We start from the raw sequence: 12915 nt of genomic DNA, 5'->3' as shown, positions 1-12915 counted from the left end.
GTTATTTTATAAATACATGATTCTTTTGTGCTTTTGCAGCCATCTGATATCCTTCGATGGCAACAGTCGCGGCTCCCAGTAAGCCCGCGTAATTCGGATCAAGTTGGGTTAACAGAACACCATTAGACACAAACCGTATGGTTGTTTTATTCAGTTTGTCGAGTATCTTAGGGAAAAGAAATCCGTTGGAAACAATACCTCCTCCAAGTACAACTGTATCGGGGTCGGTTGTCCTGACCAGATTCATGATCAGATTTGCAATGCCAGAAGCTGCATTCTCTACCAATTGAACGCAAAGCGGATCATTTTGCTGACTAAGGAAGAATATTTCCTTTACATCCACTTTTATATTCTCATTTTCGGGAATGTATAATGCTGTTTTATAATTCTTGCTCAATAATCTGGCACAACGATCGAATCCCAGTCCTGCGGAAATAAGTTCGACACAATCTTCGCGTCCGCATCCACATTTTACTCCGGCTTTTACACCAACGTTTGTATGGCCTACCTCTCCCGCATTAAAATGACTGCCTCTGATAAGCTGGCCGTTAACAACAAAGCCTGCTGCAATACCTGAGCCGATATTGATGTATATAAAATTGTCGGATTGACGACCATACCCCCATCTCTTGACAGCTCTGGTAGCACTTTTTACATCATTATCGATGAAGCAAGGCATCTCGAATACTCTGGCAAGGTCTTCCGCTAAGGAAATAGCCTGTGAGCGCTTCGGATCGATTTGTAACCAGATTCCGTTTCCATTATCCACACGTCCTATCAGGCCTGCACCCATACTAACGGGGCGTGCGGATGTAGCCCAACCTACTGTGGAAATGTAATCTTCCAGTGACCTTTTCATTATTGAAAAAGCTGAAAGCTGATCGAGATATCCGGTTTCATACCTTTTTGAATTAAGGATTTCCCCTTTTGATGTGACCTCTCCGATTAATAGTTTTGTTGCACCCAGATCGAGTGCTAAATATGTTTCGTTCATGATATTCTTTTTTTAAGCCTATCTTTTACATTTCCTTTATTTCAGTTTAAACATCACCTTATCCTTTATGTCATTAGCTGAGGCAGCGATGATGGCCTCGAAATCCCCCGGTTCGGCCACCCATTCGTGCTTCTTGTCATCGAAGAAAGAGAGAGCCGACTTATCGATTGAGAACGTCACAGTTTTCTCTTCCCCAGCCTTCAGGAAAACCTTGTCGAAGCTTTTCAGTTCCTTTAGAGGTCTTGGCAGGCTCGATTTCAGGTCTGCGATGTATAGCTGTACTACCTCTGCTCCGTCTCTGCTTCCGGTATTCTTTACCTTTACGGAGAATGATATTTTATCGTTCTGATTCATTTCCTTCCTGTCAGCCTGCACCTTACCATACTGGAATGTCGTATAGCTGAGTCCGTGTCCGAAAGGGAACAGAGGTTTGATGTTTTCCTTGTCCGTCCAGCGGTAGCCAACAAAGAGCCCTTCATGGTAGGTTGCTTCCTTATCGACTCCCGGATAGTCTCCCAGCTTGTGTGCACCATTATCTTCGAGTCTGGCAGGGAAAGTAAACGGCAGCTTTCCCGATGGGTTGGCATCACCTGTCAGTATAGAAGCCAGTGCGCTGCCCGATTCCGTACCGTTGTACCACGATTGTATGATGGCAGGTACTTCATTTACCCAAGGCATGGCAACCGCATTTCCCGATATATTGACCACCACCAGATTCTTGTTTACTTTCAACAGTTCAGTAATTACTTTATCCTGATTATATGGCAGTTCCAGATGCTTGCGGTCATGCCCTTCGGCATCCTGATAGTCACTCTTATTCAGCCCTCCGATAAAGATCACGATGTCGGCATCTTTAGCCATTTTTGTAGCTTCAGCTATCAGTTCTGCGGCTGAGCGTGAATCATGCAGGTCTCTTTTGAGTTTTACGCCGTTGTATTCACTTATAGGATCCCCTACATAACCGCGTGCATAAGACACCTCAGCCAGTGAAGAAAACCTTTTGACAATGCCATCCCAAGGTGCTACCTCATACTTAGCTTTCAGTGAAGAGCTGCCACCTCCTACAGTCATCGGCTTAATGGCATTTTCTCCGACAACGAGTATCTTCTTTGTTTTATTCAGGTCGACAGGTAGGATATTATTTTTGTTTTGCAACAATACAATGCCTTCTTCAGCTATCTTACGTCCGGCAGCCGCATGTTCCGGCGTTCCGAAAGAACCCCAGGGGCGGTTCCTGTCCATAGTCGTACGGAAAGCCAGACGAAGAATATTGCGAACCTTCTTGTCTACTTCCTCCATTTTCACCTCACCAGACCGTAGCAACTTTAAGAACGGATTAGCCAGATAGTAGTTGTCATAGGCATTACTGGCTCCTTCACTCAATCCGTCCGTCCATGATCCGAATTCCATGTCCAACCCATGATAGATGGCTTCTTTCGTATTATTAACACCACCCCAGTCAGAGACGACTACGCCGTCAAAACCCCATTCGCCTCGCAGGATATCATTGAGCAGGTACTGGTTGTGGCATGCCCATTGTCCTTTATAGCGGTTGTAGGCACCCATGATAGCCCATGCCTGTCCTTCCTGTACGGCTGCCTTGAAAGCAGGCAGGTATATTTCATAGAGGGCTCTGTCGTCCAGACTTACATTTACTGTATGGCGGTCTACCTCCTGATTGTTCAGTGCATAATGTTTAACACAAGCTGCTACACCATTTGCCTGTACCCCCTGTATATAGGGTACTACCATCATGGACGCCAGATAAGGGTCTTCGCCCATATACTCGAAGTTGCGTCCGTTGAGGGGTGTGCGGTAGATGTTGACACCGGGTCCCAGCAGGATATTCTTGTTGCGGTAGCGGGCTTCCTCACCGATACTCTTCCCATAGAGCAGCGACATGTCTTTGTTCCATGTAGCCGCCAGAGCGGTCAGTGCAGGGAAGGCGATACAGGAATCGTTTGTCCATCCGGCCTGTTCCCATTCATCCCAGAGTACCTCGGGGCGTATACCATGCGGGCCGTCTGTAGCCCAGTTTTCGGGGATGCCCAGTCGTGGCACTCCTGCTGAACTGAACTTTGACTGTGCATGGCACATGGCTACTTTTTCCTCTAAGGTCATACGCGACAAGGCGTCTTCTACTCTTTCTTCTATCGGCCGAGTTTCATCCAAGTAGACAGGACTAGTGTTCTGGGCAAATAATACTGTACAGAATATACTGGTTAGCAATAAGCTTTTGATCCTTTTCATATTATCTTATGTTTTATCGCGTTTTTACTCAGGTTTCAGTCCTAATGCACTGATGTAACCTTTTTGTATCACATTATTCTTGAATTTAGAATTTTCTATAAAGCCTAGCATAGATTTCCATGCTTCTTCCTGATTAGGACGGGCTTCACGTATTTCTTTGAAACTACCACGCGGTGCTTCGGAAAATGCTTTTACCTTATCCCAGCCTTCAGGTTCTTTGATGCCTGCAAAAGAAGAATTATGTATTTTCTTGTAGGGCCAGAATGTCCATCCGATATTATTGTCTGCCATCGTTTTACAAAATGCCGCCATCCACTCGTCTGTATTGTGACCGATTTCGCCCATATACATAGGCAGGTTTACGCTATCGCGAAAATTTATAATCTCTTTTATCGCTTCTGCTGTAGGTTCGCTTCCGTAACGATGGCAGGTGTACATGATCTTGTTGTCGAATTTAGAATCTTTGAATGGTTTAAAGTTTCCGTTCCACTGTGCGCCACCAAGTAATATAATATGGTTAGTATTTACTTCACGTATGGCAGCAACTCCCATCTTATAGATAGTTTCCAGTTTACCGTTCAATTCTTCCATATTTTCGAAGTAAGGAGCGATTGGTTCGTTGAAAAGTTCAAAGCCTAATATAGTTGGTTCATTTTTATAATAATCAGCGATTTTTCTCCAGATGTCGCAATATAGCTTCTGGCTTGTTTCGCTTTCGAATAACCAAGGATAACCGTAACTGTCGTCGATATTATCGCCTGTTTGCCCTCCCGGAGCATCGTGCATATCGAGGATAAGATAAAGACCTTCCTGTTTGCACCAACTGATAAGCGTATCGATGCGTGCAAATCCGTCTTGATTGGCAGTCAGCCCCATATAATCTTCATCTGTGAATAATTTATAATGGAACGGGAGACGCACAGTATTGCTTCCTGTTTGTTTAATAAAATGCAGGTCTTCCTGTGTGATATAATTATCCTTGAATAGTTTCCAGAATTCTGCGGTACGATCAGGACCCACAAGCTGGCAGAACATATCATTGATAAATCCGGCTGAACTGGCCTTTCCAAAACTGAACATATAACCTTCCGGATTGAGCCAGTTACCCAGATTAGTTCCTTTGATGAATAATTTTTCTCCATTTGGAGTTATCAGATTCTGACCATCTATACGTATAAACGATTCCGGTGTAAGTTGTGGTTCACTCTTGGTTTGCTGGCATGCTGAAAATAGTGTCAGAGCCAGTCCGATTATACAAAATACCTTTCTCATAATGTTTTATATTATATAGTTATTTATTCAACTTATTTCGTCTTTTCATCCAGAAACCATGTGCGGACTAATTCTATTGCTTTTGCTGCATAACGCTCGTCATTACTGTAAAAATAAGCTAAGGCTAATGTATTTACTGCACCGCACATTGTACCTAACAGATTTCTGTCATATTCATTGAGTTCCGGATTTGATTGTCCATCTTTGAAAATGTAAGGCATTCTATCATTCTTGTCCGGATTAGGCCACCAATAACGGCTAAGGCTTACATAATCGTGTTTACTTCCACTCGGAGCCACTGATTTTTTATAAGTGACAGAGTATGTCCCTCCGGATAATGCCTTGTCTGCTTGTCTTATCAGCGATTTATAGGCATTGGAGTATGCTAAAGACTTGATGTCTATCTTTATCTTTTCCATTTTGTTCCTGTCCCATAGCCATTGCGCATGGGCAGATAAGGAGAAGCTAATAATAAGAGTGAGGATTATATATAATTTTCTCATTTTTATAGTTTTCTTAGTTTTATACCATTGATAAACGATTTGCCTGAACGGGCTTTGGGTTCAACAATAATATTTTTTTCATTTTGGACTTTCACTATATATTTTTTCTTTACTCCATAGAAATTGCCTACTAAACTTTTCAGGTTTATATCCGAATCGACAATTGTATTATTAATAATCACATCGAATATATTGTTAGAATTATTATTCTGTAAATCTGAACCTAATGCGTGTGCAATACTTGTACCTGTACGAAATATATCGGCAAAAAGTAATTCCACTTCATACTCTCCTTCGGGAACATCAAAGCGATATTTATCAACTGAAGCGCGTAGGGTTTGGAACAGCGGGTTGTCAGCAGTTCCCATTATTTGTGTTTGTGTCGATTGTTTTTCACCGCCGATATACCCCCAGCTTCCTGTTGTATATTCTTTGTCGGGTAACCATGTAAGGTTACTTTCGGGGGAAGTGTAAGACACATCGCTTCCGCAGTTTATGGCAAGTTCTTTATTATAGAAATTCTCGTTGGTCAATTTATCAGGAATGGCTGTAAATGTTATTTCTATTCCTGTTTCTACAGTTTTTCCATTGTATTCTCCTTTTGCCGAAAAGTAGTGTTGTCCGTCAGTGAAAGGAATGTCCCAGATTGCTTTGTAATTTTCTACTTTTTTCTTTCCAACAGATACTCCGTTCATAAATAATTCTACTTCGGGCAGATTGGAATATATCTTTATTGGTTGTACAACAGACTTTCCGTCTATTGAAATACCTATCCGTCTTTTCCAGTCGTGCGATGCTATGTGCAGTACCGGAATGTCTTTTCTGTAGCTGGCTTTGAACAGGTAATACACATCTTTCGGTGTACGGTTGGCATATACCAGTCCTTTATTATTAATACGCGGCATGGATTCATCACGTTGAGCCGAGCCGAAGTCGATAAAATTCCAGTAAGTCGCTCCACAGATATATGGCTCACGTTCTATTACAGATAGGTAGTGTTCGGCATATTCCTGCTGATATTCTATACTGAAATCAAATCTTTTCGGTTTCAGCGAATGGATACGCTTATCTGATCCAGCCCCGTATTCGCTGATGATCTTTGGCTTGTCGGGATATTGCTTTTGCTGATTCATCATAAACTGATCGAACTGGGTCATATTATCGGAATACCATCCCTGATACAGGTTCCATCCCACTACGTCCACAATGTCGGCAAATCCGGCTTTGTTGTACGAATCGCTTCCGTGAAATGCCATCACGCTGTAACGGCGGCTGTCTTCTTCTTTCAATACCTTTTCCAGTCGTTTAGCAAGCTCAATTTCCCTGCCTATCAGTTCGTCCAGTTCCTTAGCTTTATGCTTGCGCTGGGTAACGAGCAGTATCTCGTTCATATATCCCCACATGATAACAGACGGATGATTGTAATGCTGGCGGATCATTTCACGTAGATTGGTTTCGCAATTATCGCTGAAAGAGTCTCCTTCCGGTATGATGTCTATGATTGGAATTTCTTCCCAAACCAGTAATCCCAGCTTGTCGCATTGTTCTATGATTGCTTTATCCTGTGGATAGTGGGAGATACGGATGAAGTTTGCTCCCATATCTTTTATCAATTGCATATCTCTGCGGTGAGCTTCATCACTGAGTGCATTGCCTAGTGGCATCTGATCCTGATGGCGGCAAATACCATTGAGTTTATACGGCTTGCCATTGAGGAAGAATCCTTTTTTGCCGTCAAAACTAAACCATCTGAATCCGAGTGGAGAAGTGATTTCGTCTATTACTTTTCCTGATTTTTCATCGGTTACAGTAGTTTCTACTGTGTATAAATATGGTGTTTCGGGTGACCACAATAATGGATTGTCAATTGTGGATTCCTGTTGAATTTCCGTTTTTTGGTTTCCATTGAGCGATAGTTTCCGCTCTAAGGTTTTTACAATATTATTGTACGGGTCTCTTATTGTATGATTGACCTTTATTTTTGTTTTTTCCTGAGCATCATTAACTATATTACTTTTGATAGTGTACGATGCTGATTTTTCAGATACATTATCAGTATCTATGAATATTCCATCCGAACCGAAATCAGATAAATCGATATGCTGGTTTGGTGTTGAAATTAACCACACATCCCGGTATATTCCTCCGAAAATGGTAAAATCTCCCGATATAGGTGGTACGTCTGTAATTGAATTATCTACTTTTACAACGATTGTATTTTCTTTATCGAATAGACAATATGGACTTATATTGAATGTAAAAGATGTATATCCACCTTTGTGTTCTCCTGCTAATTTTCCGTTAACATAAACTGATGCTACCTGATTTGCACCTTCGAAGCGAATAAACAATTGCCTTTCTTTTTCCTTTTCCGGTAGGGTAAATATCTTATGATACGATGCGATACCCCTGTAATAATCTTTTTGTATATAAGCATCAGTATTCCATGTGTGTGGAACAGATACTTTATTCCAATCCTGCATATTTACCGGATTGCTTTGACTTAATGTTATATCTTTTTTCGTGAAATACCAGCCATCGTTAAACGATTGTATATGTCGTTGGGCATTAGCTGCCAAGCCGCAAATCTGCGCTGCCAGCATAAAGAACAATAATTTATGATGTAGTTTCACTTTCATTCTTATTATATATTTTTTGTAAGATAGGAAAGCAGGGTGTTTTTAATACCCTGCTTTTTCTATCAAGGTTTAAGTTCTTTTTACTATTCCGCTTCCCATAATGGATTTTGTACCATCACCTTACTTTTCATTATTTCATTCTGCGGTATCGGATACAGATACATGGCCTTTCTCCATGCTCGGTTTTCTAATACTGTTCGTTTGAAATATGATGTTGGGCTACCAATAGGTTTATCTTTAAATCCATCCATATTCATGCCGGATATTTTACTTTGATCTGCCCATTGACCGGGACCGCAAACCATCCATCGGTGCACATCAAAATATCGCTGTCCTTCGAGGAAAAATTCTATTTGTCTTTCTTGATAAATAGCCAACCGTTGTTTTTCCTGATCTCCTATAATGTTTTTCAAACCATTGTTTGCCATTTCCTGATATCCCGGTATTCCGGCACGTTTTCTTATTAAATCGAGATATTTAATGATATCAGGGTCAGATGGATCTATTTCATTACAAGCTTCGGCATAGTATAAGTATAGGTCGGCCAAACGGAACAGGATCATTGGGCGCCTCCATACTCTTGTATTATTTCCGGTAAACAGGATTGTTCTATTTTTTAATTTATATATCATGTAACCCGTACGACAATGGTCCATTACAGAATTGTCGGCACCTCCTCCTTTTGAGTAATCAATGGCATAATCGGCATTTCCGTTAGGTTGTATATGCCAGCTCTTTCCTTGATATGCTACAGCCGAATAAAAACGGGGTTCTCTATTGGCATACATATTGAAAATATTTTTATCATTATGTCTGTTTTCATTGCAAGGATTGATGATATTTGTAAAACCATCTTCTTTATAGCCGGATCCGGGGTCGTTTATAGAAAGACCATTGTTCATGAAGAAAGCATCCACTGTTTCTTGCGTGGCACCAATACTGCCCCAACTATTATAAATATCCCTGGGGGTAGTCATCGGTTCTGTGTTCCATTCTCCGCTGTAACTACTTCTTGTGCCTGCCCAAATAATTTCATCATTATATTCTTGGAACAACCAGTATATGGATTGATCAGGATTAGGAGTCGAACCATCATTTTGATATCTGTAATACAGTTTACGTCCCTGTGCTTCCGTGAAATCAATAGCATCTTTTATTCTTTGTTTGGCTATTACCCATTTGTTTGCATTGTACTCTGGAAATAGCTTCTTACCATCAGGATTTTGTACTTTTAATGCTTCTGGGAAGCCTCCGTTAAATAATGGTGATGCTGCATATATAGCTAGTCTGGCTCTTAAAGTTATAGCTGCACTTTTAGATGGGCGTAGCATCTCTTTTAGGTCAGAAGTAGGGGTGTCGTTTGGTAGACCGTCCGTAGTAATTACTACATTCAACAGTGAATCGATATAATTAACTGTTTCGTCTACAGAGGCACGTGGATAGTCAACTCTTTCATACGGATCTCTTTGATAATCTTTTACTAACGGTACAGGACCATACAATTCGAATAATAGGAAATACGAATATGCCATGAGGTAATTCATTTCTGCTTTCATTCTGTTTACTTCTGCTTCAGACAGATAACTTTGGTCTGAAGAGTTTCCTATCGGCTTAGCCCTGTCCAGGAATATCTGCATCTGACGGATGTACTCATATAGTTCTCCCCAACGGTGGAACCCAGCATTAGCAGCATTAAAACCTTGCGCCATAGTATTTCTGGCCTGACTTACATTGTGTGTTATCTCCCCGCTTAGTACTGCCCATGGGTTGGTAGACGCTCTAGCATCTCCTGTATCACCATAATCGGGTATACAATTAAAGGTATTTGCATACCATCGTTTAGTATACTGTGCATTTTCGAATACTTTATCTATATCAAGGTCTTCCGATAATTCGCCGGATACATCGAGATAATCGCTACAAGAGGTGAAACCTATAAAGGTTGTAGCTAGTAATATATAATATATAAGTTTTTGTATACTTTTCATATTATTTTGTATTAATCGTTTATTAAACCTAAAATGTTACTTCTAAACCGATTGTCCATGTTCCGCTGATCGGATAGCTGGCACCGGAATTTGCATTCCCTTGTTCAGGATCCCAATATTTGACATTATCCCATACGGCAATGTTACTGCCTTGTACATAAATCCTTAGATTTTCCATATAATATTTTGATATAGTTTTTTTATTGAATTGATATCCGAATTCGATGTTCTTTAATCTGACAAAGTCACCTTTACGATACCACCATGTACTTTGTTTCAGGTTATGTGAGTTATTAGTCGTACGAAGGCGGGGGAATAATACATCTTGATTATAAGGGTCTTCAGCAGTCCAGCGATCCATTGCAAAATTACGTCCGGATGAGTAGTCAACTCCATTGTAAAAAGGAACAAAATTTTTAGGACTTGCTATCAGATTTACACTGGCTTGAGCAGCTCCCTGTAAGAAAACTCCAGCATAGAATCCTTTGTAATCAAGGTTTATGCCAATACCGTATACCATATTGGGGTTATTCGGGTAGAATCCATGCTTATAAGTTTCATCATAAGAATCAATCACGCCATCTCCATTAAGGTCTGAATATTTAATATCCCCTGGTGCAACTGGAGAATTAGGATTAGCCAAGCCGTCTTTTAATGTATAATTCTTTGATCCATTAGCATTTGTTGTAATATTAAAGTCATCAGGAGTATATAATCTTTCGGCTATATATAGTCTTGGTTGATTTATACTGTTACCTGTATATTGCTGGTATGCGTATCTTTGAGGAATTTCATCGTATTCTACAATTTTATTCTTTGCATAAGTAAAATTGAAGCGTCCGGTTAGAGTAAATTCTCCTAAGTTTTGTTTGGCAATAAGGTTTCCGTCAATTCCGCTATTCTTTGTAATTCCCATATTTTCCATAGGGTTATTTCTGAATCCGCTTGCAGAAGGAACTGTCTGACGATTGATCAATATATCGGATCTTTTGTTATGGAAATAATCTACGCTACCTTCGATACGTCCTCTAAATAAGCCGAAATCCAGTCCTAGGTTGAACTTTTTCTCAACTTCCCAAGATAACGTAGGTGCGGCAAAAGTATTTTCTGTGATACCGTTTCCTATCCAGTTGGTAGCACTACCGGCAGCCCCGGGGGAAATCCCCATATTGTATCCGGAATTATCCTGATTTAGGCTTGCCCGGTAAGGGAAACGTGCAAGGTCGGTAGGCAGATTATCGTTTCCTGTAATACCATAAGATGCTCTTACTTTCAGCGTGCTTAGATAGTCTTCCACAGGCTTCATGAAATTTTCGTGACTGATAAACCAAGCACCTCCTATAGCCGGGAATATTCCCCATCTGTGTCCTTTCGAGAAATTCTCACTACCTGTCATACCGAAACTGGCTTCTAACATATAACGGTTGTCGAAATTATATGTGCCACGGGCAACGATACTTTGTTTTCTGAATGGAAGACAGTTAAGACCCGAATTATTTTGAAATTGCTCCTCTTTTTGGTTATAAAGAATCATTCCTGTCACTGCATGTTTATCAACAAATGTTCTGTCATAGTTAAGTGATCCCTCTATATAGATTTTCTTATGTCCTCCACTGGCACTGGTAGATGGATTTCCCAATGCGGATCCTTCTGCTATGGTTTTTTTGATCAGGTCGCCATTGGTATCGCGTCCTGATGCGTAATAGGTATGCGGTCTTTTAGTGCGATCGGTACGTGACTGAGTGAAAGAGTCGAAGCTGATATTAGCTCTTGCATATAGTCCCTCGGTAAGAACATCTAAACGTTGTTCTACGCTAACTTTTGATTGCGCAGTTGCTTCCCAGTTTTTAGTATAACCTCTAAGGTTTAGCAGATTATATGGATTGTATCGGTCTGTATCTGCAAAATAGTGGTCAGAGTTTGTACCATCAGAATATTTCATTGGAACGATATGAACAGGGAATAGTGTGAATGCACTCCAAAGTGTTGAAGCGGTGCTTGAAGGAGCATTTGATTGAACATAGATGCCACTTAGGTCGACAGCCAGTTTTGTTGTCTTTGTTATATCCATGTCTATATTTGAACGTAGATTATAACGTTTGTAGCCAAGATTGGCATCATAGTTTTCAATAGTTTCACTTTTATATATTCCGTCTTCATTATAAAATCCTCCTGAAACGAAATATCTGACTCTTTCTCCACCTCCTCTGACGCTCAGAGTATAACGCCCGTTATATGAATTCTTTTTTAATAAATCGAGCCAATTCACATTCGGGTATAAATCAGAGTCTGCTCCTGATCTATATTTATCCAGAACTTCATCAGAATACTGAGGAACGAAACCGGTCATAGGATTATATTCTTCATTCCATTTTGCTTCGTTATACAAACTCAAGTAACGATAAGAATCCAGTATTTTAGGCAACCGGGTAGGAGTAACGATAGAATGTTCCGTTTTGAACGATATTTGAGTCTTTTCTCTTTTCCCTCGTTTAGATGTAATCAATACAACACCATTAGCTCCCTCTGCTCCGTAAACGGCAGTTGCAGCAGCATCTTTCAATACTGTGAAAGTTTCAATCTCATCAACACTGATATTACTCATCTGACGAGGAACTCCGTCTACCAATACTAACGGACTTGTACCTCCTGCATATGAGCTTACTCCGCGAATCCAGAACTCAGCATCATCCCAGCCCGGTTCACCGGAACGTTGAACAGCGATAACACCTGATATCTGACCGGCAATGCTATTGTTGAGGCTTCTTCCTGTAACTTGTAACTCTTTGGATGTGATAGAGTTGATCGAAGAGACTACACTCGATTTTTTCTGTTGTCCGTAGCCGATAACTACAATATCGTCGAGGTTGACATCGGATGTCAGTAGCCTGATATTTATTGTAGTATCGTTTCCAACTTCTTTTTCTTCCTGGTTAAATCCTACGTATGTATAGGTTACAATGTCTCCTTTTTGCACAGTCAGACTGTAGCGTCCGTCAACATCAGTCATGGTTCCGTTTGTCGTGCCTTTTACGGCAACTGTAGCTCCAATAATGGGGTTTCCATCACTATCGGTAACCAGTCCCGAAATTTTAATTGTTTGCGTAGGGGACTGGTTTATCCCTTGTGTTTTGGTATATACATCGGATGCCGGTTCATTAGGGTTTGCATAAGAAATACCTATCGAAGACTGCATTATCATAGCCAAAGCAGCGGCTCGGCATATGTTTTTATATTGTTTGAATTTCTTCATCTTATGTTAGTTTTAT

General features: G+C 40.7%; 7 protein-coding genes. All 7 read right to left on the bottom strand.

All coding sequences use genetic code 11. The annotated features are described in order from the left end of the window. Window position 1: 1 nt before the first annotated feature. Window positions 2-994, bottom strand: a complete 993-nt coding sequence (locus M2448_RS16810) for an ROK family protein (RefSeq protein ID WP_280647305.1) — start codon at window positions 992-994, stop codon at window positions 2-4. Window positions 995-1030: 36 nt separating this feature from the next. After that, window positions 1031-3244, bottom strand: coding sequence for a glycoside hydrolase family 3 C-terminal domain-containing protein (locus M2448_RS16805; protein WP_280647304.1), 2214 nt, complete (start codon window positions 3242-3244; stop codon window positions 1031-1033). Between the two features lie 24 nt (window positions 3245-3268). Beyond that, window positions 3269-4516 (bottom strand): glycoside hydrolase family 5 protein, encoded by a 1248-nt coding sequence (locus M2448_RS16800; protein ID WP_280647303.1) that lies wholly within the window; start codon window positions 4514-4516, stop codon window positions 3269-3271. Window positions 4517-4548: 32 nt separating this feature from the next. After that, window positions 4549-5019: an alginate lyase family protein gene (locus M2448_RS16795; RefSeq protein ID WP_280647302.1), complete on the bottom strand. Its 471-nt coding sequence runs from the start codon at window positions 5017-5019 to the stop codon at window positions 4549-4551. A 2-nt stretch (window positions 5020-5021) separates the two neighbouring features. Beyond that, on the bottom strand, window positions 5022-7658 hold the full coding sequence (locus M2448_RS16790) for a glycoside hydrolase family 2 TIM barrel-domain containing protein (protein WP_280647301.1): 2637 nt from the start codon (window positions 7656-7658) through the stop codon (window positions 5022-5024). An 83-nt stretch (window positions 7659-7741) separates the two neighbouring features. Continuing rightward, entirely contained in the window at window positions 7742-9646 is a 1905-nt protein-coding gene (locus M2448_RS16785) for a RagB/SusD family nutrient uptake outer membrane protein (RefSeq protein ID WP_280647300.1), read from the bottom strand. Between the two features lie 28 nt (window positions 9647-9674). After that, complete coding sequence (locus M2448_RS16780) at window positions 9675-12899, bottom strand: TonB-dependent receptor (RefSeq protein WP_280647299.1); 3225 nt, start codon at window positions 12897-12899, stop codon at window positions 9675-9677. Between the last annotated feature and the right edge of the window lie 16 nt (window positions 12900-12915).

This window comes from Dysgonomonas sp. PF1-14 (assembly GCF_029892965.1).
In the GTDB taxonomy this organism is placed as follows: Bacteria; Bacteroidota; Bacteroidia; order Bacteroidales; family Dysgonomonadaceae; genus Dysgonomonas.
Note: the sequence above shows the minus strand (reverse complement) of the source record. Positions and strands in the feature narration are given on the sequence as shown.

Bases quoted from the DNA above. Each gene is read 5' to 3' on its own strand.
- M2448_RS16810 (WP_280647305.1), bottom strand. From the start codon at position 994: ATGAACGAAACATATTTAGCACTCGATCTGGGTGCAACAAAACTATTA.
- M2448_RS16805 (WP_280647304.1), bottom strand. From the start codon at position 3,244: ATGAAAAGGATCAAAAGCTTATTGCTAACCAGTATATTCTGTACAGTA.
- M2448_RS16800 (WP_280647303.1), bottom strand. From the start codon at position 4,516: ATGAGAAAGGTATTTTGTATAATCGGACTGGCTCTGACACTATTTTCA.
- M2448_RS16795 (WP_280647302.1), bottom strand. From the start codon at position 5,019: ATGAGAAAATTATATATAATCCTCACTCTTATTATTAGCTTCTCCTTA.
- M2448_RS16790 (WP_280647301.1), bottom strand. From the start codon at position 7,658: ATGAAAGTGAAACTACATCATAAATTATTGTTCTTTATGCTGGCAGCG.
- M2448_RS16785 (WP_280647300.1), bottom strand. From the start codon at position 9,646: ATGAAAAGTATACAAAAACTTATATATTATATATTACTAGCTACAACC.
- M2448_RS16780 (WP_280647299.1), bottom strand. From the start codon at position 12,899: ATGAAGAAATTCAAACAATATAAAAACATATGCCGAGCCGCTGCTTTG.